This is a genomic window from Nitrosomonas marina (assembly GCF_900111605.1).
GTDB classification, from domain to species: Bacteria; Pseudomonadota; Gammaproteobacteria; order Burkholderiales; family Nitrosomonadaceae; genus Nitrosomonas; species Nitrosomonas marina_A.
Genome location: NZ_FOIA01000005.1, coordinates 93,765 through 114,884 on the forward strand (window position 1 = coordinate 93,765; position 21,120 = coordinate 114,884).

Annotated in this window: 19 protein-coding genes and 1 tRNA gene; 18 read left to right on the forward strand and 2 right to left on the reverse strand. The window is 47.4% G+C overall.

Annotation, left to right across the window (positions count from 1 at the left end):
- The first annotated feature begins 165 nt into the window (after positions 1-165).
- The 6 genes from BMY62_RS03765 to lon all read left to right on the forward strand — a co-directional run bounded on the left by BMY62_RS03765 (position 166) and on the right by lon (position 7,442).
- Positions 166-912 carry a YciK family oxidoreductase gene (locus tag BMY62_RS03765; protein ID WP_090656836.1) on the forward strand — a complete coding sequence of 249 codons (747 nt, stop codon included), beginning with the start codon at positions 166-168 and terminating at the stop codon, positions 910-912.
- Positions 913-1,004: 92 nt separating this feature from the next.
- Positions 1,005-1,089 (forward strand) — tRNA-Leu (locus BMY62_RS03770).
- Between the two features lie 153 nt (positions 1,090-1,242).
- Positions 1,243-2,547, forward strand: coding sequence for a trigger factor (tig, locus tag BMY62_RS03775; protein WP_090656838.1), 1,305 nt, complete (start codon positions 1,243-1,245; stop codon positions 2,545-2,547).
- A 1-nt stretch (position 2,548) separates the two neighbouring features.
- Positions 2,549-3,190, forward strand: a complete 642-nt coding sequence (gene clpP, locus BMY62_RS03780; protein WP_090656840.1) for an ATP-dependent Clp endopeptidase proteolytic subunit ClpP — start codon at positions 2,549-2,551, stop codon at positions 3,188-3,190.
- Positions 3,191-3,260: 70 nt separating this feature from the next.
- Positions 3,261-4,538, forward strand: coding sequence for an ATP-dependent Clp protease ATP-binding subunit ClpX (clpX, locus tag BMY62_RS03785; RefSeq protein ID WP_090656842.1), 1,278 nt, complete (start codon positions 3,261-3,263; stop codon positions 4,536-4,538).
- Positions 4,539-5,024: 486 nt separating this feature from the next.
- A complete protein-coding gene (lon, locus tag BMY62_RS03790; RefSeq protein WP_090656843.1) occupies positions 5,025-7,442 on the forward strand; it encodes an endopeptidase La in 2,418 nt (805 codons plus the stop codon).
- Positions 7,443-7,810: 368 nt separating this feature from the next.
- On the opposite strand, the gene BMY62_RS03795 is transcribed toward lon, so the two are convergent.
- Positions 7,811-8,353: a phosphoadenosine phosphosulfate reductase domain-containing protein gene (locus BMY62_RS03795; RefSeq protein ID WP_218142929.1), complete on the reverse strand. Its 543-nt coding sequence runs from the start codon at positions 8,351-8,353 to the stop codon at positions 7,811-7,813.
- A 193-nt stretch (positions 8,354-8,546) separates the two neighbouring features.
- Between BMY62_RS03795 and BMY62_RS03800 the strand changes: the two genes are divergently transcribed.
- Positions 8,547-9,149, forward strand: a complete 603-nt coding sequence (locus BMY62_RS03800; RefSeq protein ID WP_090656844.1) for a peroxiredoxin — start codon at positions 8,547-8,549, stop codon at positions 9,147-9,149.
- 260 nt (positions 9,150-9,409) lie between these two features.
- Here BMY62_RS03800 and BMY62_RS03805 read toward each other — a convergent pair whose 3' ends face one another.
- The gene (locus BMY62_RS03805; protein ID WP_090656845.1) at positions 9,410-9,847 is read right to left on the reverse strand and encodes a CBS domain-containing protein; all 438 of its coding nucleotides are present in this window, start codon (positions 9,845-9,847) and stop codon (positions 9,410-9,412) included.
- 289 nt (positions 9,848-10,136) lie between these two features.
- Between BMY62_RS03805 and BMY62_RS03810 the strand changes: the two genes are divergently transcribed.
- The 11 genes from BMY62_RS03810 to nuoL all read left to right on the forward strand — a co-directional run bounded on the left by BMY62_RS03810 (position 10,137) and on the right by nuoL (position 21,118).
- Positions 10,137-10,514 (forward strand): NADH-quinone oxidoreductase subunit A, encoded by a 378-nt coding sequence (locus BMY62_RS03810; protein WP_090656847.1) that lies wholly within the window; start codon positions 10,137-10,139, stop codon positions 10,512-10,514.
- A complete protein-coding gene (locus BMY62_RS03815) occupies positions 10,481-10,987 on the forward strand; it encodes an NADH-quinone oxidoreductase subunit B (RefSeq protein WP_256207413.1) in 507 nt (168 codons plus the stop codon). The genes BMY62_RS03810 and BMY62_RS03815 overlap by 34 nt, the downstream gene beginning before the upstream one ends.
- Positions 10,980-12,692: an NADH dehydrogenase (quinone) subunit D gene (gene nuoD, locus BMY62_RS03820; protein WP_090656849.1), complete on the forward strand. Its 1,713-nt coding sequence runs from the start codon at positions 10,980-10,982 to the stop codon at positions 12,690-12,692. The genes BMY62_RS03815 and nuoD overlap by 8 nt, the downstream gene beginning before the upstream one ends.
- Positions 12,693-12,705: 13 nt before the next feature.
- Positions 12,706-13,182 carry an NAD(P)H-dependent oxidoreductase subunit E gene (locus BMY62_RS03825; protein ID WP_090656850.1) on the forward strand — a complete coding sequence of 159 codons (477 nt, stop codon included), beginning with the start codon at positions 12,706-12,708 and terminating at the stop codon, positions 13,180-13,182.
- Positions 13,183-13,185: 3 nt separating this feature from the next.
- The gene (nuoF, locus tag BMY62_RS03830; RefSeq protein WP_090656851.1) at positions 13,186-14,469 is read left to right on the forward strand and encodes an NADH-quinone oxidoreductase subunit NuoF; all 1,284 of its coding nucleotides are present in this window, start codon (positions 13,186-13,188) and stop codon (positions 14,467-14,469) included.
- A gap of 1 nt (position 14,470) precedes the next feature.
- Positions 14,471-16,780 carry an NADH-quinone oxidoreductase subunit NuoG gene (gene nuoG / locus BMY62_RS03835; protein ID WP_177170279.1) on the forward strand — a complete coding sequence of 770 codons (2,310 nt, stop codon included), beginning with the start codon at positions 14,471-14,473 and terminating at the stop codon, positions 16,778-16,780.
- Positions 16,777-17,739, forward strand: a complete 963-nt coding sequence (gene nuoH / locus BMY62_RS03840) for an NADH-quinone oxidoreductase subunit NuoH (RefSeq protein ID WP_090656854.1) — start codon at positions 16,777-16,779, stop codon at positions 17,737-17,739. The genes nuoG and nuoH overlap by 4 nt, the downstream gene beginning before the upstream one ends.
- Positions 17,740-17,742: 3 nt before the next feature.
- Entirely contained in the window at positions 17,743-18,297 is a 555-nt protein-coding gene (gene nuoI / locus BMY62_RS03845) for an NADH-quinone oxidoreductase subunit NuoI (RefSeq protein ID WP_090656855.1), read from the forward strand.
- A gap of 69 nt (positions 18,298-18,366) precedes the next feature.
- Positions 18,367-18,861: an NADH-quinone oxidoreductase subunit J family protein gene (locus BMY62_RS03850; protein WP_090656856.1), complete on the forward strand. Its 495-nt coding sequence runs from the start codon at positions 18,367-18,369 to the stop codon at positions 18,859-18,861.
- A complete protein-coding gene (nuoK, locus tag BMY62_RS03855; RefSeq protein WP_090656857.1) occupies positions 18,858-19,181 on the forward strand; it encodes an NADH-quinone oxidoreductase subunit NuoK in 324 nt (107 codons plus the stop codon). Before BMY62_RS03850 ends, nuoK begins: the two co-directional genes overlap by 4 nt.
- Positions 19,178-21,118, forward strand: a complete 1,941-nt coding sequence (gene nuoL / locus BMY62_RS03860; RefSeq protein ID WP_177170280.1) for an NADH-quinone oxidoreductase subunit L — start codon at positions 19,178-19,180, stop codon at positions 21,116-21,118. The genes nuoK and nuoL overlap by 4 nt, the downstream gene beginning before the upstream one ends.
- Positions 21,119-21,120: the final 2 nt, after the last annotated feature.

The window sequence follows — 21,120 nt, forward strand, 5'->3', positions numbered from 1 at the left end:
GAACCTGCCAACATCAAGCAACAACCCTGTTCGCATCGGGTTGTTGCTTTTTTTTAAGTAAATGTAATCCAGATGATCTGGTTTAGCAGGAATGCCTGGGAATACAAAACAATTACGTCCCTTATTCTTTTATCGAGATACCTGATACATGATACAGTTTGCTACATGAACCAGTATAGAAATTATTCAGCACCCGAAAACTTGTTGCAAAATCGCGTCATTCTTGTAACAGGCGCTGGACAGGGGTTAGGACGCACCGCGGCAATTACTTTTGCAAAACATGGAGCAATCGTCATACTGCATGGCAAATCAACCAAGAAACTGGAACGCGTATATGACGAGATTGAATCACTCGATACTGCGCAACCCGTCATTTACCCACTGGATCTGGAAAAAGCAGCAGAAAAAGATTACACCCTGTTAGCGCAGGCGATTACTGAACAATTGGGACGACTCGACGGCATCTTGCATAATGCGGCTTTTCTTCATGGACCGAGTCCAATGGAGTCTCAGACACTCGAACAATGGCAGACCCTGTTACAAGTCAATCTGATAGCGCCATTTGCATTGACCAAGGCCTGCTTGCCCCTATTGAAAACCGCGCCTGATGCCAGCATCATTATGACGGGAAGCACATATGGCCATTACCCCAAAGCATATTGGGGAGGATTTTCGGTCGCCAAGGCAGGAATTGAAGCATTCGTAAAAATACAGGCGGATGAATGGAGTATGCTACCTAATTTGCGTATCAACGCATTAATTCCCGGAGCGGTTAATACACCACAACGCGTAAAAACGCATCCCGGAGAAGTAAAAAAAACGTTACCCCAACCGGAAGACCTGATGTCAGTATACTTGTTTCTTATGGGCCCTGACAGCCGGGCAATAAAAGGCGAAATCATTCTATGCTAAATGCATCATTTAATACTAAATTCCAGTTAAACGGGTATAATCATAAGGTTGTATAAAACACACGCTAAAAGGAAATTCAAAACAAGAACTGAGCGAAAGTGGCGGAATTGGTAGACGCACCAGATTTAGGTTCTGGCGCCGCAAGGTGTGGGGGTTCGAGTCCCCCCTTTCGCACCACAAATTGATTATTTGTCTTTGCTGTTTTTCGATATTCGGCTTACTGCATGCTAATTAATTACAAAGCAAAGCTCTTTTTTTTGTAGTCACAATATATTAATGTACACTTGAATATTTTTTTTTACCTTGTTATTCAATCAGTCAGGAATTTTAATGCAATCAAATGTAGAAAATCTCGGAGCCCTTGAACGTCGTATCGATATATCCATTCCACAAGACCAAATACAGGAAGAAGTAAACAAGCGCCTGAAACAACTGGCAAAGAAAGTCAAGATGCATGGTTTTCGGCCTGGTAAAGTTCCATTAAAACTGGTATCGCAACGGTATGGCGCAGAAGTACAACAGGAAGTGCTCGGGGATGCATTAAGCAAAAAATTCAGTGAAGCTGTCAAGGAACATAATCTTCAGGTCGTCGGCTACCCACGCTATGAAACCAAACAAAACAGCGATAATTCCGCACTGTATGCGTTCAGTGCCCAATTTGAAGTATACCCGGACATAGTTGTAGGCGATTTAAGCGAGTTATCAATCGAGAAGCCGGTAACTCAGGTTGCTGCAGAGGATATTGACAAAACCATTGAAATGATACGGAAACAACATGTTCAATATCAAACTGCCGAACGCGCAGCCATAGAGGGTGATCGTGTTAAAGTCGACTTTCACGGAAAGATCAATGGAGAAGATTTTCCGGGAGGCGAAGGTAAAGATGTTTATCTGACAGCTGGCGATGGAAAATTCATCAAAGATTTTGAAGCCGCACTAATAGGAATGAAGGCAGGCGATGAAAAAACATTTGACGTAGTATTCCCTGAAGATTATCACGGTAAAGAAATCGCTGGAAAAACTGTTGTTTTCAATGTCAAACTGAAATCTGTAGAACTGCCCGTGCTGCCGGAGGTAGATCAAGAATTTGCAAAACAACTGGGTATTCAGGATGGTGACCTTGAAAAAATGCGCGAAGACATACGCCACGATCTGGAACACGAAATCACGAAGCGCATCAATTCAAAGCTCAAAGATCAGGCAATGCAGCGCCTAATGGAAGCCATACCGATTGACGCACCAAAAGCGCTTGTTGATCAGGAAGCCACGCGGTTGATGGAAAATGCGCGTCAGGACTTTAGCGCGCGAGGTATGCAGGCTGATGACATCCAACTAACACCCGATATGTTCAAAAATAAAGCGGAGCATCGAATAAAGCTCGGGCTCATCTTGGCCGAACTGCTTAAAATACATCAGCTAAAAGCAACACCCGAACAAGTACGAAAAGTAATTGAAGAAAGTGCCCGGAGCTACGAAAACCCTGAAGAAATTGTGAAATGGCATTATGCATCCAAAGACCGTCTTCAGGAAGCAGAATCAATAGCTTTAGAAGCCAATGTAGTGCAATGGGTGTTACAACAGGTAAAAGTGGTTGAGAAGCCAGTGACATTTGACGAATTGATGGGGATTGCCTGATATGACGGAAAACTTTGAATGGCAGCAAGCCATGCAACCAAGAAACCTTGGACTGATTCCGATGGTCATAGAAACAAGTGGACGTGGAGAACGCGCATACGACATTTATTCGCGACTGTTAAAAGAACGAGTCGTTTTTATGGTTGGGCCGGTGAATGAAACGACCGCGAATCTTGTAGTTGCGCAATTGCTTTTCCTTGAATCGGAGAATGCTGAAAAGGATATTCATTTATATATCAACTCTCCTGGCGGCGTGGTCTCAGCAGGACTTGCCATTTACGATACAATGCAATACATTAAACCAGATATCAGTACATTATGTATCGGACAAGCGGCCAGCATGGGAGCATTGCTATTAACAGCAGGCGCAAAAGGCAAACGGTACTGTCTGCCGAATTCACGAGTGATGATTCACCAGCCGCTTGGTGGTTTTCAGGGTCAGGCGTCTGACATTGAAATTCATGCAAGAGAAATTCTTTATTTGAAATCGCGGCTAAACGAAATTATGGCAAAGCATACCGGCCAGCCGATAACAGAAATAGAAAAGGACACTGATCGTGATAACTTTTTAAGCGCTGAAGAATCAGTTAGTTATGGATTGGTAGACGCTGTACTAACACATCGCGATGAAACTGCCGATTAAACATTTTTAATAATAGTGTATTGTATTTTTAACATTGCCATTGGCTAAATGACGTCAGGATAAAGATTATATGGCAGAAAAAACTAATAGCGAGAAACTGCTTTACTGTTCATTTTGCGGTAAAAGCCAGCATGAGGTAAGAAAACTGATTGCAGGTCCTTCGGTTTTTATTTGTGATGAATGTATTGAATTGTGTAACGATATCATTCGCGAGGAAATGCAGGGTGACGAGGCTACCAAGCTGGTCAAATCCAACTTGCCTGTGCCACATGAAATCAAACAAACGCTGGATCAATACGTTATTGGACAGGAATCTGCCAAGAGGATTCTATCGGTTGCTGTATACAATCACTATAAGCGATTGAAGAATATTTCAAAACCGAACGATAGTGATGAAATAGAGCTGTCCAAGAGTAATATCCTGCTGATTGGCCCGACAGGTTCGGGAAAGACTTTGTTGGCGCAAACGCTGGCTCGGTTGCTTGATGTACCTTTCATTATGGCGGACGCAACCGCATTGACAGAAGCCGGTTATGTTGGTGAAGACGTCGAGAATATCATTCAGAAACTACTGCAAAAATGTAATTACGATGCTGAAAAAGCGCAGCGTGGTATCGTTTACATTGATGAAATAGACAAAATCTCGCGCAAATCCGATAACCCCTCAATCACTCGCGATGTTTCCGGTGAAGGTGTTCAGCAGGCGCTGTTAAAGCTAATCGAGGGTACTACTGCGATGGTTCCGCCACAAGGCGGTCGCAAACATCCGAACCAGGAATTTGTCCAGGTCGACACAACGAACATATTATTCATTTGTGGTGGTGCATTTGACGGTTTGGACAAAGTCATCCGTGCACGCTCGGAAAAAGGCGGAATTGGATTTGGTGCCGATGTAAGAAGCCAGAAGCGTAAGGACATCAATAAAGTCCTGCAGGGTGTAGAACCCGAAGATCTGGTCAAATTTGGTTTAATTCCTGAATTCGTCGGTCGCCTGCCTGTTGTTGCTACGCTGGATGAACTCAACGAAGATGCTCTGGTGCAGATTCTGACCGAACCCAAAAATGCACTGGTTAAACAGTATTGGAAAATGTTTAACATGGAAGGCGGCGTCGATTTGGAATTCCGCGAGGCCGCTCTCAAGGCTATTGCCCAGAAAGCACTTTCACGCAAAACCGGTGCACGCGGCTTGCGTTCAATCATGGAAGATATTTTACTTGATATCATGTACGATCTGCCTTCTCTCGAGAACGTAACAAAAGTTGTTATTGATTTCAATGTAGCGAATGAAGATATTAAGCCAATATTAATTTATTCAGAACAACAAAAAGTCGCAAAAACTTCAAGTTAGTCCCAACATTTTTTGATCAAACAGAAATATTGCATTGCTTGATTGTAATGACCTAAATTCAAAATATTTCTGTTTGCATCTCGCCCTCAGCCTTTCACTCTCTTCTTTGCCTTCAATCCATCATTTATTGTTAAATGTGTTGAAGCATGTCATGGATTCGACATGACAATTGATACCTTTACACTGCTGTCCCGTTAACTTGAAGCCAATGTTGTTATAACTTATTGAAATAAATGAAAAATTAAACGTTTAGATTTGTCTAGGACATGAGAATTGTTTGTTTAGTAATTTCAACGAGTTAAACCCCTAAACGGGACAGCAGTGATACCTTTAACATAATCGAAAAAACATAAAATTACCCTACTGTTTTTATCATTTTGTAGTTGGAACTATGTTACTGTTATACACAATATAGGCTTGAGATTTTGATAAGCGGACATATACTCATTGTTAGATGCAACAATTCAATTTAAAAAGTAAACAGATATGACTTCCCTAGTAGATAATTCTGAACAATTGATACTGCCACTACTCCCACTGCGGGACGTGGTCGTATTTCCGCATATGGTAATTCCGTTATTTGTCGGACGGCAAAAATCAATTAAAGCACTTGAACTTGCAATGGAGTCCAACAAAAACATTTTGCTGGTCGCACAAAAAGTAGCGTCCAAAGATGAACCGGAACCTGACGACATGTACGATGTCTGCAGTATTGCCAATATTTTACAGATGCTTAAATTACCGGATGGTACTGTTAAAGTTCTGGTTGAAGGCAATCAACGTGCCCGTATACTTGAATTCATTGACGCCGAAAGCCATTTCGATGGAAAAGCCGTACCAATCGGACAAGAGCCGGACGATAAACCCGAGGCAGAAGCAATGCGACGGGCTTTGATGACGCAATTTGATCAATACGTCAAACTCAATAAAAAAATCCCGCCAGAAATTATTACGTCGCTGGGAGGAATAGATGAAGCTGGTCGTCTTGCCGACACTATTGCCGCTTACCTACCCTTAAAGCTGGAGCAGAAACAGGACATACTGGAAATTATTGATGTCGCCAAAAGATTAGAACACTTGCTTGGACTTCTGGAAACCGAGCTGGATATCCTGCAGGTAGAGAAACGTATACGCGGCAGGGTTAAGCGTCAGATGGAAAAAAGTCAGCGCGACTATTATCTGAATGAACAGGTTAAGGCCATTCAGAAAGAACTTGGAGAAGGAGAAGATGGCGCTGATCTGGAGGAAATTGAGCGCAAAATCAAAGCGGCCCATATGCCCAAGGAAGCACGCGAAAAAGCAGAATCCGAACTCAGAAAGCTGCGCCTGATGTCGCCAATGTCCGCGGAAGCAACCGTTGTGCGTAACTATATTGATGTGCTGATTGGTTTGCCCTGGAAAAAGAAAAACAAGATCAGCATGGATCTTAGTGCAGCCGAAATTGTTTTAAATGAAGATCATTATGGTTTAGAAAAAGTTAAAGAACGAATTGTCGAATACCTGGCTGTTCAGCAACGGGTTGACAAACTGAAAGCACCGATACTCTGCCTTGTTGGACCGCCCGGAGTTGGCAAAACATCTCTTGGACAATCCATTGCACGAGCAGTAAATAGAAAATTTATTCGTATGGCGCTCGGTGGCGTCAGGGATGAAGCTGAAATACGCGGTCACCGTAAAACGTATATTGGTTCAATGCCTGGAAAAATCCTGCAGAATATGACCAAAGTTGGTGTTAAGAATCCGTTATTTCTTCTGGATGAAGTGGATAAGATGGGAATGGATTTTCGCGGTGATCCTGCATCGGCATTACTGGAGGTACTTGATCCAGAACAAAATCATACATTTGTCGATCATTATGTCGAAGTCGAATATGACTTATCGGATGTGATGTTTGTGGCAACTGCCAATTCATTGAATATTCCGCCTGCCCTACTCGACCGTCTGGAAGTAATTCATCTGTCCGGATATACCGAAGATGAGAAACTGAATATAGCCTCAAAATACCTACTGCCAAAGCAGTTAAAAAACAATGGGTTGAAGAAAAGCGAGCTTTCGCTTTCAGACACGGCATTGCGCGACATCGTGCGATACTACACGCGTGAATCAGGTGTTCGCGCGCTGGAACGCGAAATCTCCAAAACCTGCAGAAAATCTGTCAAGGAGTTGTTGCTGGACAGTGAGAAGAAAAAGGTATCTGTTACCTCACGCAATCTTGACAAGTTTCTGGGTGTGCGTCGTTACTCGTACGGCGTTGCCGAGAAAGAAAACCAGATCGGACAGGTTACTGGACTGGCATGGACAGAAGTGGGTGGTGAGTTACTGACCATAGAAGCTGTGGTCGTCCCGGGCAAAGGAAAAACCATAACCACCGGTAAACTCGGTGAAGTTATGCAAGAATCCATACAGGCGGCATTATCGGTTGTTCGCAGTCGCTCTCATCTACTGGGCATACAGGAAGAGTTCTATCAGAAAAAGGACATTCACATTCATCTGCCCGAGGGCGCCACTCCGAAAGACGGCCCCAGTGCTGGTATCGGTATCTGTGTAGCCATGGTATCAACGCTGACAGATATTGCCGTTAGATCTGATGTAGCAATGACCGGAGAAATCACATTGCGCGGTGAAGTACTGCCAATAGGTGGCCTCAAGGAGAAACTGCTGGCTGCACACCGCGGCGGTATCAAGAAAGTGATCATTCCAGAAAAAAACGTCAAAGATCTTGCGGATATTCCAGAAAATATCAAGAGCAGCCTAACCATCAAACCTGTCAAATGGATTGACCAGGTTCTGGAGATTGCGCTTGAACACAAACCGCAATCTGTACCAACGCCAATACCAGCTTCGGCAGCTACAATTCAGTCGGGCGCAGAGGATAAAATGACGAATCGTGTCATCAAACATTAAACTTGTATATATCCCTGTTTTTTTAATAATGGCTTGCATGAAACCGCAAGCCATTATTTGAATCCTCTGGAATTGTATTGAGACCCTCTGTATGTAGCTGGTATTTGCTACTTGCAGTAGAATAAGGCTGAATATAATCAATAACCCATTGCATCGTATTTCATCCAGACAAAGAAAAACGATTGAAGCTGCCGTCGCTGCAATTGCAAGCCAGTCATTTCAACATGATATTTTTTATCTGATTGTTGAATGCCCAATTTCTACAAAACCAGAAATAAACATTCATCTGACATGCAGTCCGCATTCTCGTTTTTGTTCCGCTTTGGCCGGATCAAAGTAATCCCATTCATTTGGAAGACCATGTTGTACTAGATAGGCCTCCATATCGGCATCTGTCCAATAAAAACAGGGTTTAGTTTAATTGTCCCGTAAATATTGTCTTCGGAGACAATATCCAGTTTTTCACGAAACTGATTTTGTACTCTGCGTAATGACGTGAACCAAACGGTCGGTGCAAGTTCATTCATACCACGGTTAAAAGGCTCTAATTTCATCATCTCGCTGAATTTCATAAGCTCTGCTTCATCGTCAATACTCGGAACAGGCCCATAAATTGCGTCTCGATACGCGGCAGTCAGCCTGGGTACGTAGATTTTGAGATTAAGATTCAGCGTTTCCCTGAGTTTCTCGGCATGTCGATAAGTCGCAGGTCTGTTGTACCCATGATCTATCCAAAGTACAGGAATATCAGGCTGCACCCGGGTGCAGAGATGAAGAACAACGGCCTCCAGAGGGCCGAAACTGGTTGACACCATTGCCCGATTGTTCGCTCTGGAAATACCCCAGTTTACAATCTCCAAAGCGGATTTGTTTCGTAAGACTGCATTGTATTCAGATTGATGTTCATTCATCTTTTTGTAGTTTCCATACTTTTAAATGTAGCTTTACGAGCATTATTACTGAACCTTTACGTAGTAAAACCAACAAACATATTTCATAAAATGAAACAGATTTTATTTAAATTATCTGTATGCACTGAACTGAAATGTATAAGCCGGATCACCTAAAATCCAGAACTCTCAAATAACATTAAAAGGTTAATTTATGTCTACACTTGTCACGTCTCTTGCTCCCGATTTTACTAAACCTGCTGTCTTACCCGACGGCAGTATTGATGAAAATTTTAATTTTCATGCACATATTCGAGACAAATATGCAGTGCTGTTTTTTTATCCGCTGGATTTTACCTTTGTCTGTCCTTCGGAAATTATCGCCCACTCACATCGTGCCAAGGATTTTCAGCAACGCAATGTAGAAGTCATCGGTGTATCTGTAGATTCACATTTTACACATTATGCATGGCGCAACACACCCATAACCCAAGGAGGTATCGGACCGATTGATATCACCCTGGTATCGGATCTCGGTGGCGAGGTTATGAAAGCATACGGTATCAGTCATCCGAATCATGTCGCTCTTAGAGGTTCTTTTCTGATCGACAAAAAAAGCATTGTTCGACACCAAGTCGTCAATGATTTGCCACTTGGACGCGATGTTGACGAAATGTTGCGAATGGTAGATGCGTTGCAATTTTTTGAGGAACAGGGTGAACTCTGCCCGGCTGGCTGGAAAAAAGGAGATACAGGCATGAAAGCAAGTCCGGAGGGAGTCTCAGAGTACCTTCGTGATCACGCAGACAAATTGTAACAATGTAATGTATAGCATCGTTTAATAGCAGTCGTGTAGGCCCAAAAGAAAATATCTCTGAGCTATGATCTGCATAAAAGCAGGACTGTTCCAATCGTTCTGGTTTCAAATGGCCGGTTTAATGAACCGGCCACTTAAACAGCACACTAAAAACCTTCATGCGATTATGAAACCAAAAGAACCAGACACGACAGACACTGACACTCAGCCTAGGCAGACAGTCTTTTAAACTCCTGCTCTCAAGCTGTTACCGGTGCGTGTTATTCCGGTGTACTATATATATAACGCTCCAACTGATGAATGATGAATTGATGCTCTGAAATGATGTCTTTTACCAGATCACCAATGGAAATCAGGCCAACTACGCGGTCATTTTCCAGAACAGGTAAATGACGCACACGCATTTCGGTAATCAACGCCATACAGTCCTTGTTGGTATAATCCGGATGTACATAAGCTACCTGACGCGTCATGATTTCATTGACTCGCATATCTTTGACAGGTTTGTTCATTAAATACGATTTTCGAGAAAAATCCCTTTCTGTCAAAATTCCCACAAGTTTTTCATCCTGCATAACCAGCAAAGCACCGATATTACTGTCTGCCATCAGCTGCATGGCTTCTGTGAGCGCAGTTTCCGGCGCGATACTTTTGACTTCATGACCTTTCTCATCAAGCAATTGCCCTACAGTTTTCATTCTATATCTCCTACTGGTTTCCTAGAAATACTTGCACAATCCGTTTCGTCTACAGGCACTATAAGCACAGTATAGCACTCTAGTCCAGTACGCTCACATTTCGCTGAGACACTCGAATCACCCGGCTTGACTTTTAATTTGACTTATCGTAGCGTTTTATTGAAACTTATATTACCCGGGCGATTATTTTCTTTAATCGCTATAGCCGCTTCTGCGCAAATATTTTTTCGTGCAGTCGACAAATACCCGACTGTATATATGTCCATGGGAGGTGTCCAAAGTGCAAAATATGGAACCTGCTGCCTTAATCGGTTCTTTTTCGTTGTTGATTCTGTTTGTGTTAGGCAGCTTGTTATGGATAGCACGATGGCTGGGCAGTTATCGTGCTCAGTGGGACAAAGAACAACCATTTGAGTGCGGTGTTCCACCAACGGGTGATGCACGAACACGTATGCCAGTATCATTCTACGTCATTGCAGTCTCTTTTCTGATATTTGATATAGAAGCCGCATTCTTGTTTATCTGGGCGGTGACTTACTGGGAGCTCGGCATCAGAGGAGTAATCGGCGCGTGTGTTTTTATTTTGATTCTGCTGTTTGGCTTGATTTATGAGTGGCGAAAGGGGGGTCTGGAGTGGATTTCGGACAAAACAACCAAGGACCATTAACAGCAGTTTTCGGCCGACTCGAGGAAATGGTCTCCTGGGGACGAAAATATTCTTTGTGGCCATTTAACTTTGGCCTTTCATGCTGCTTCGTTGAGATGATGGCATCATTTACACCACGCCACGACATCGCCCGTTTCGGCGCTGAAGTAATGCGCGGCTCACCGAGGCAGGCTGATCTGTTAATTGTTTCAGGTACTGTGTTCATCAAAATGGCCCCCATGATTGTGCGCCTGTACAATCAGATGCTTGAGCCTAAATGGGTTATTTCCATGGGTTCTTGCGCCAATTCCGGCGGAATGTATGATATCTATAGCGTAGTTCAGGGGATTGACCGTATTCTCCCGGTCGACGTCTACGTACCAGGCTGCCCGCCAAGACCTGAGGCCTTACTTGAAGGACTGGTTTTGCTACAGGATTCGATCGGCCGCGAACATCGCCCGCTTGGTTTGAGAGTCGGAGACAAAGATGGCTGATACGGATGCGAAACTCATGAATCAGCTAACAACCCGCTTCGACGCTGTTATCGACAGATTGCCGTGCGACAGTATTAGTACCGTATCAGTGGCTCCGGAGCAGATTGCTGACACCCTGAAATTTCTGAAATATACTGCGACACCGCGATATGAGATGCTTTTCGATCTTTCCGCAATCGACGATACAGAACGCAACAGCAAATTGACAGTATTTTATCAACTGTTATCGCTATCCGGTAATACGGACCTGCGTATTAAGGTGCACGTACCTTCAAACGCTCCGGTATTGCCCAGCATCTGCTCTGTCTGGCAATGTGCCAACTGGTACGAGCGCGAACTCTACGACATGTTCGGTATTTATATCAGCGATCACCCAAACCTGCAGCGTATTCTGATGCCTGAATACTGGGAGGGCCATCCTCTGCGCAAGGAACATCCGAGTCGCGCCACGGAAATGGCGCCCTACAGTCTTCCGGAAGAACGATATCGTACAATCATGGAGAGCTATCGTGCCGAGGATTATCACGAGCCCGGAAGCGCTGAAAATGAAATCACGCTGAATATCGGCCCCACGCATCCCGGCACCCACGGTTTGCTGCGCCTGGTTGTCCGGCTGGAAGGTGAAACAATCCGCAGTGTACGTCCGGAGATCGGTTTCCACCATCGCGGTGCTGAAAAAATGGCCGAACGCCAGACGTATCACAGCTATATTCCCTATACCGACCGGATCGATTATCTCTCCGGTGTACAGAATGAATTGCCCTATGTCCTGGCAGTCGAGCAACTAGCCGGAATTGAAGTGCCGGAACGGGCGCAGGTCATGCGCGTCATGCTCTGCGAACTGTTTCGTATCTCCAGTCATCTGGTTTGGCTGGCCAGCTATTCACATGACCTGGGTGCGTTGGCCCCGCCATTTTACACCTTTCGCGATCGCGAATATCTGTTCGATGTTATGGAGATGATAACGGGTGGCCGCATGCATCCGGCTTTCTTCCGTATCGGCGGCGTTGCCCTGGACCTACCGGAGGGGTGGAACCCAGCACTACGGGCTTTTTTAAAGCGCATGCCTGATGCGGTCGATGAATACCAGGCATTACTGACCGGAAATACTATTATGCGTCGCCGCAGCCGTGGCATCGGCATAATGTCCGCGCAGAATGCAATTGACTGGGGAATCAGCGGCCCCAATCTACGCGCCAGCGGGGTTGACTGGGATTTGCGTAAACGCCGCCCCTACAGCGGCTACGAACACTATGATTTCGATGTGCCGACTGCTACAGAAGGCGATTCGCTGGCCCGCGCCGAATTACGACTGGAAGAAATTCGTCAAAGCCTGCGTATTGTCGAACAGGCAATGGCAAATATGCCGGAAGGGCCAGTACTCTCCGACCAGGCACGTTACGCCTTTGCGAGAAAAGCGGCAACGTTGCAGGACATTGAAACGCTGATTCATCATTTTATCACTGTAGGGCATGGCATGACGTTTCCTGCAGGAGAAAGCCTGTTTATTACTGAGGCACCCAAAGGCATGAATGGCTATTATGTGGTCAGTAATGGCACCGAACACCCACACCGTCTGCGCATCCGCACGCCTTCTTTTCCGCACATGCAGGCGCTGGCGTTACTAGCAACCGGGCATTTTCTCGCTGACCTGTTTGCCATTCTCGGGTCCATTGATTATATCCTGGCTGATATCGACCGTTAACGGGAGCGTTCGTATGACTGATATAGATACATTGCAAAAAGATTTGGCCAATCTGCCACCCGATCATCCGGATCGCCGGGAAGCAGCGGTACCGGCCATGCTGTCCTTGCAATCCGAAACCGGATATCTTGACGACGCCGCCATTGAAAAAATTGCCGAAGTCACTGGCTTGTCCTCAACAGAGATTGAAGAACTGGCGACATTTTACAGCCTGATTTACCGTTGCCCGACTGGACGCCATATTGTCCAGATATGCGACAGCGTTTGTTGCAGCATGCGCGGCGCGGACCAGCTACTGACCGCAGCCGAAAACTATCTCGGTGCTCCCCTTGGCGGCCTCGCGTCAGAATGCGCGCCAACCGTCTTGCCAAGCATCTGTCTGGGCCTGTGTGACAAGGCACCTGCAGCCCTGGTTGACGGCGAAGCTGCAGGCCCTTTGAATCGCACATTGCTGGAAACACTACTGAAACGTCTACAAACAGAAGAATAGTGTATGGAAGCCATATTGACGCGTCATCTCGATCAAGACAATCCGCAGAATCTGGCCGCTTACCAGGCTACTGGGGGTTATCGCAGTCTGAATACCGCATTTGATCTCAAACCTGAAAAAATAATTGAAACAGTGGAAGCTGCCAATCTACGCGGTCGGGGCGGCGCCGGTTTTTCATGCGGAATGAAATGGCGTTTGCGGGGAGCAGATGCGCCGTCACCGCGTTATCTGGTATGTAATCTTGATGAATCCGAACCGGGCACATTCAAGGATCGTTACCTGCTTTACGGCGCTCCACATGCCATTATTGAGTCCGTTATTGTTTCTGCCTTCGCACTCCAGGCCGAACGCGCTTTTATATTTGTCAGGGGCGAGTACGCCAAAGGTGGCCACAGGCTGATTCAGGCAATCCGTGAAGCGGAAACAGCCGGATTGTTGGGACGCAATCTCGGGGGCAGCGGTTTTGATCTGCATATCGACGTTCACCTCAGTGGCGGACGGTATATCTGTGGCGAGGAAACCGCCCAGATCAATGCCATCGAAGGCAAACGCCCCAATCCACGTCCTAAAATTCCGCGTCCGAGCACGCACGGGCTCTGGGGACAACCTACGACTACCAATAATGTCGAAACTCTGGTCAATGTGCCGCATATACTGATGAACGGTGCCGAATGGTTTCGCCGTCTTGGTATCAATGGCGGCTGCGGAACGAAGCTGTTCTGCATCAGTGGTAAAGTAAAGCATCCGGGTGTATTCGAATTGCCCTGCGGCACGCCGGCAAGGGAATTGATCTATAAACATGCTGGAGGTTTGGATAATGACGAGAGAACGTTGCTCGGTTTTCTGCCCGGCGGTGCTTCAACTCCATTTTTGCTGCCCCAGCATCTGGATGTACCCATGGATTTCGATCCGGTTGCCGAAGCAGGTTCCCGGCTCGGTACAGGCAGTCTGATTATTCTGGACGACACCACCTGTCCGATCGAAACCGTGTTGAATCTCACGCGCTTCTTTGCGCGCGAATCCTGTGGATTCTGCACTCCCTGCCGCGACGGGTTGCCCTACCTGGTACAAATTCTGAACGCCATTGCAACCGGGAATGGTTCAGCCGATGATCTGGCACTGCTGGATGAACTCTGTTCCACAATAGCAACGCAATCCTTTTGCGCTTTTGCACCCGGAGCGGTCATGCCACTCGTCAGCAGCCTTAAAGATTTTCATGAACACTACGAGCAGCATATCATAACCCAACGCTGCCCATTCGATGCTAGCAGAAAGGAAGCGGTATAAAATGGATACATTTCTGATTGACGGCCAAAGCGTTACATTCGAACCCGGAGAAAATATTCTGCAGGCCGCGCTGGAAGCGGATATCCAGATTCCACATTTTTGCTATCACGCTGCGCTTGGCAGTCTGGGTGCATGCCGTCTCTGTGCTGTCGAAATCAACCCCAAGGATTCTGATAAAAACGCACGCGTGGTTATGGCCTGCCTTGAACCCGCCCAAAAAGGGTTGGAAGTATCGCTCTCAGCCGCAGCAGCGCAACAGGTCAGAAGGCATGTTATCGAGCTGCTGATGATCAATCACCCTCATGACTGTCCCATCTGTGATGAAGGAGGTGAGTGTCATCTGCAGGAAATGACTGTTGCCTGTGGTCCGTCTTACCGACGCTACCGTGGTAACAAGCGCACCTTCCCAAACCAGGATCTTGGCCCGTTGATCCACCATGAAATGAACCGATGCATCACCTGCTACCGTTGCACACGTTTTTACCAGGACTATGCATTGGGCAATGACCTTGGTGCCATGCGCTTGCGTAACGAAGTGTATTTCGGCCGCTTTCAGGATGGCCCGCTGGAAAACCCCTTTGCCGGCAACCTGGTTGAAATCTGTCCGACTGGCGTATTTACCGATGCTGTCTTTCGTCAGCATTTTGCACGCACCTGGGATTTAAAAACCGCACCGTCCATTTGCCCACATTGCAGCGTCGGCTGCAATACACTGCCGGGAGCCCGGGATGGCACGCTACGCAGAGTGCGTAATCGCGCACACCAAGAATTGAACCGCTGGTTTATTTGCGACAGGGGGCGATACGGCCATCAGTATAGTGAACACAATACCCGGCCCTTGTCACCACGCGTTTCAGGAATCAATACAGATTACCGGAGTGCTCTTGCCGCGGCAGCCAGAAAAATACAGGCTGCAGCGGAACGTACTGGCGGAATCGGATCCGTGCGCGAAGATCTGGAAGGCAACGTGATGCTTCGGAGTTTGTTAAATGATTTGAAAGGCATTTTTACGGCATTCAATGATCCCGAACTGGAAGCAGCAACGCTCACCGCTGTCAGCCGGATGCAGGAACTCGACAATACACCGCATCTCGCAGCCCTGGAGCAGATTGACGCTGCTTTAATTACAGGCGATCTGACCGTTCATGCACCAATGATTGACCTTGCCTTGCGCCAGGCCTGGCGCAATGGCGCCAAACTGGCCATGCTGCACAGCAGCGTTGCGCCATTGACGCAATTCGCATCCACGGCTGCAACTGTAGCCCCCCGTGAAATACACGATATGCTAACGCAACTGTACAGGCAGATTAGCAGACAACCCGAGACTAACGATGCAGTCACTCAAACTATAAAAACAATCGCTGCAACACTGTCACAGGCACGCCAGCCTCTGATGGCCGGTGTTGTAGAAACTTCGACTGCACAAGACATAATCGCGCTGGCGGAGTTGGCTAAAGCATTCGAGCCAGCAGCACAGCTCATATATGTATTACCCGGCCCCAATGCCTACGGCGCCGCCCTGCTTTCCGCGGCGGGCGATACAGTTAGTTTGCTGAAAGCAGTTGAACGAGGCGAAGTCCAGACACTGATCGTGGCCGGCAGCGATCCGTTCAGCGAGCCACGTTCCGGAGCACGCTGGCGCGTAGCACGCCAAAAAATTAATACACTGATTGTACTGGACTGTATCGCAACCGCTACGGCAGAGGCAGCCGATATACTGATTCCCGTTGCCGCCTGGCCTGAGCGTAGCGGCACATTTGTCAATTACGAAGGTCGTGCCCAGGGATTTTCCACAGTATTTCATCGTCCGGAATATCTACCCAGCACAGCAGATATCATCTCAGAGATATCCCGCTTGCTGGAAAACCAGCTCTGTGATGCCGCATCCATGCTACAGGACAGCTTTCCCGGTTTTCAAGCACCAACACCCGGTACGCCAGGTGTACAGATTTCCGCCCAACACTTGCCCATACGAAATAACGAATTGATGCAAACCGAGCCGTACTCATCCGATAACGGCTGGCAAGCAGCACTGACAAGCTGGTTAGGCGACGAACCGCTCGCCGGCTTTTCTCCCGCGCTGACGGAACTTGCACCTCCAGACACAGCACTGATCAATCCTGAATCAGCCGCTCGTGCCAGTTTAAAAAGCGGTAGCAGCGTCAGACTATGGAATTCTGTCTATTCTGTGGAAACATGCGTACAAATCAACCCGAGCGTTGCAAATGAGACTATCGCCATCCCGCGCAGCATGCTTGTCCGACTGGGTATCGGCCATGGAGATTCGCTTAATCTGGAGCAACTTGTATGACGATTACCCAATGGCTGTTTGCATTCTCAATACTGTTGCTGGTTCTGCTTTCGCTGTTTTTAATTGCTGCATTCATGGTATATGCAGAACGGCGTGTACTGGCCTTGTTGCAAGACCGGCTCGGCCCGAACCGCGCCGGGCCCTTCGGGTTGTTGCAACCTGTCGCTGATCTTCTCAAGCTGATCACCAAAGAGCATTTCACTCCCCCTTTTGCTGATCGCAGTATCTATACTATTGCACCGATCATTGTACCTTTTACTGCACTACTGAGTTTCGCTGTCGTACCCGTCGATGATGGCTGGTGGCTGGCTGACATCAACATCGCGTTGTTGTTTGTTCTGGCACTCTCATCGCTGCGGGTTTACGGCATCATGCTTGGCGGATGGGCCTCAAACAGCAAATATCCCCTGTTTGGCGGTCTAAGGTCCGCGGCGCAGATGATCAGCTACGAATTACCAATGGGGCTTGCGCTTATGGGCGTAGTGATGCTAAGCGGATCATTCAGTCTGGTCGATATTGTCGCAGCCCAGTCGTTACCTTTTATTTTTTTGCAGCCAATTGGCTTTTTTATATTTCTGGTTTGTGGCATTGCAGAGACAAACCGCCTGCCATTTGATCTTCCCGAAGCGGAAAATGAACTGGCTGCAGGTTATAACACCGAATATGGTGGTATTCAGTTTGCGCTCTTTTTCTTAGGTGAATACATAGGTGTTTTGCTGATTGCCGCACTTGCAACCGTACTGTTTCTGGGCGGATGGCATGGTCCCTGGCTGCCAGGTGTCTGTTGGTTTGCAATAAAAATGCTGATATTGATTCTTCTGTTCTTCTGGCTGCGTACAAGCATGCCCAGGTTGCGTTACGATCAGTTGATGAGCTTTGGCTGGAAACTGTTATTGCCTGCGGCACTGATTAACCTCATGATAACTGCCGTAATCGGGCTGTTCTGGATAAAAGGCTGATTCATGCTAAAAAAACCGACCCCATCTTACCAATCAAGGCATGGAACCGGATTACTACGATCACTATGGACAGTGCTTCGCCATGCATTTACCAAACGCGATACGATACCTTACCCTGACGTAAAGCGCCCTTTGCCAGCCCGCTGGCGTGGACGCATCGTGCTGACGCGCGACCCTGACGGCGAGGAACGTTGTGTAGCCTGCTATCTCTGTTCGGCGGTTTGTCCCGTGGACTGCATCCATCTGCAGTCGCGGCAACTGGACGAAGGGCGGCGCTACCCTGAAACTTTCACCATTGATTTCAGCCGCTGCATTTTTTGTGGGTTTTGCGAGGAAGCCTGTCCAACGCTGGCCATCCAGCTGACACCGGATTTTGAAATGTGTGAAAAACACCATGCAAGCCTGGTTTACGACAAACAGCAATTATTGATTGACGGGCAGGGAAAACATCCCGGTTACAATTTTTATCGCCGCGCTGGCGTAGCTATAGCCGGCAAGGCAATTGGTGAAGCTGAGTGCGACACCCCGCCCGTTGATCGGGACAGCAACTTACCATAATCTGCATGATGTACACGAGAATATATAGCAAGGATAATTTGAAACTGTATCGAATCTGTGGAAACAGTTATGTATGAAATTATTTTTTATCTTACCGCTACTGTTACCGTGCTGGCAGCCGGTTCGATACTGATCGTTCGAAACCCGATACACGCAGCACTGTATCTTGTCGTTGCCTTACTGGCGCTGGCACTGTTGTTTTTCCTGCTCGGCGCCCCATTGATGGCTGCACTGCAAGTCATGATTTATGCAGGCGCCATCATGGTGTTATTTTTATTTTTGATTATGGTAATGAATCTGCGGCCCACACAGGAACAACTGCCGATTTTCTCTGCTGGCTGGAAAGGACCTGCTCTTTTGGCATTGATTCTATGGCTGGAATTGCTGGTGTTATTTTTTGGACTTTTACCCGAATCAACAGATGAAACAATCACAGTTATCGAACCCAAAGTGGTCGGCGAATCGTTATTCGGGCCTTATCTTCTGGTGGTGGAAGCTGCGGCTGTTTTACTGCTGGCCGCGCTCATTGCCGTACTTTATCTCAGCCGAAAGAAGCGCTTATGATCCCGCTCAGCCATAGTCTCATCATCGCCGCGTTGCTGTTCTCGCTGGGATTGCTGATCATCCTGGTTCGCCGCGAGCTGCTGTTTATTTTGATGGGACTGGAAGTTATGTTCAACGGCGCCGCGTTGACAGCCATAGCGGCCGGTCAGTACTGGAAGAACGCCGATGGTCAGATACTGACGATCTTCCTGACGGTTGTCACGGCCGCAGAACTGGCGATTGCGCTGATTCTGGTATGGCTCGCATTTGAGCACCTTAATACAACACGGGCAGACAAATTAAACCTGCTCAAAGACAATATCGACAGAGGCCCGCCGTGAATCAGTTGCTATGGCTGATACCCGGCGCACCCATCCTCGGCGCCTTGATCATCGTATTGCTGGGTGGCTTCTTGCGATACAGACATGTCGCCGTTCTTGCCAGCTGCGCAGCAGCCGCAGCTTTTTTGACCGTGCTGTTGGCATGGCTTAACGGGGCTTCGAACACTCAGCCTTTGCAGCAAACAGTATACACCTGGATGGCGGTTGGTGATTGGCGCCCCACTGTCGGATTGATGCTTGACCGGCTCTCTCTGGTTATGGTCAGTGTCGTCAGCGGCGTCGGCTTTCTGATTCATCTCTATTCGATTGCTTTTATGGCGAAAGACAATGACTTTCGCCGCTATTATTTTTTTCTTAATCTGTTTTTAGGCGGCATGCTGTTGCTGGTACTGGCCGACAATCTGCTATTACTCTATCTGGGATGGGAACTGGTGGGACTCTGTTCATTTGCCTTAATCGGGTTCTGGTACCGTGACCCTGTGCGTGCCTCTGCTGGGCGCAAGGCATTTATCACCACGCGCATCGGCGATCTGTTGCTGGCGCTTGGTATCTTTCTGCTGTTCAGTCAATTTAATACGCTATCGCTGCCAGTTTTGTTTGATGCCATCTCTGAACAGTGGCAATCTAATTCGCAACTGGCCGCAATTACAGCTTTTATGATTTTCGCCGGCGCTATCGGCAAATCAGCGCAGATTCCACTACAAGTCTGGTTGCCTGATGCGATGGCCGGACCGAGTCCTGTTTCCGCACTGATTCATGCCGCCACCATGGTGACAGCCGGCGTTTATCTGATTGCCCGTATGCATCCGCTATTTGAACTGACACCGCTGGTACAATGGACGGTAGCAGCCATTGGCGCGGTGACGGTACTTTATGGAGCCAGTTCGGCACTGGCGCAAAATGATTTGAAACGCGTACTGGCCTACTCAACAATCAGCCAGATCGGTTATATGTTTCTAGCGCTGGGCTGCGGCGCATATGCATTCGCGCTGTTTCATCTGGTTACACACGCTTTTTTTAAGTCTTTGCTGTTTCTCACCGCAGGTGCAATCATTCAGGCCAACAACGATGAACATGACATTCACCGTCTGGGAAGCCATGGCGGCCACTCTCTTCTGATGCACGGGTGCTTTCTGGTCGGCGCCGCTTCGCTTGCGGGCATCCCCGTGATCACCGCCGGGTTTTACAGCAAAGAAGCCATTCTGACCGCCGTCTGGCCGGCGTCGACCGGTCAGCTGCTCTGGGTTATTGCGGCGTTGGGTGCATTCCTAACCTCAATTTATATATTCCGGACGTATTTTCTGCTATTTCACAATTCTCAAAAGGCTGATTCAACTTCCCCCACCATCAATGGATTAATGGCGTGGCCCCTGTACATCCTGGCTATACTCAGTATTACAGCCGGTTTTGTGGAGTTCCCGGCAGGATGGTCAGGACCACGACTCTGGAGTACCTGGCTTGAAAATGAATTTAGCGCAGCAAAACATCCACCGCTTGCGACAGTATACGTATTGCAGTTAATAGCCAGTTTACTGCCTCTACTGGGCGTGGGCATTGCTTTTTTGCTGGCGCGCCGCGAAAAAGCAGGTTACCGCATTCCACTGTCGGATTTCTTGCGTGATGGCTGGAAATTTGATGCTACGTATAAAATTGTACTGGTAGGCGGTTATTTCAAACTGGCCCATTTTTTTAAATTGATAGAGTCACTACTGATTGACGCTATGCTGCATAAAATGACACGCGGATACAAGGTTTTCGCCACATATTGTCGCACCGGATTCGAGTACGGCGTGCTGAATAGGGGATTGAATGGTTTGCTGTCGGGATTGCGTTTCGGACATGCGCAACTCAGCACCGCACAAAATGGCCTGTTGAATCGTTATGCTCTGATGATTTGTACTGGGGCTGTCTTCTTATTGGGCTACTGGTTATGGTAAAT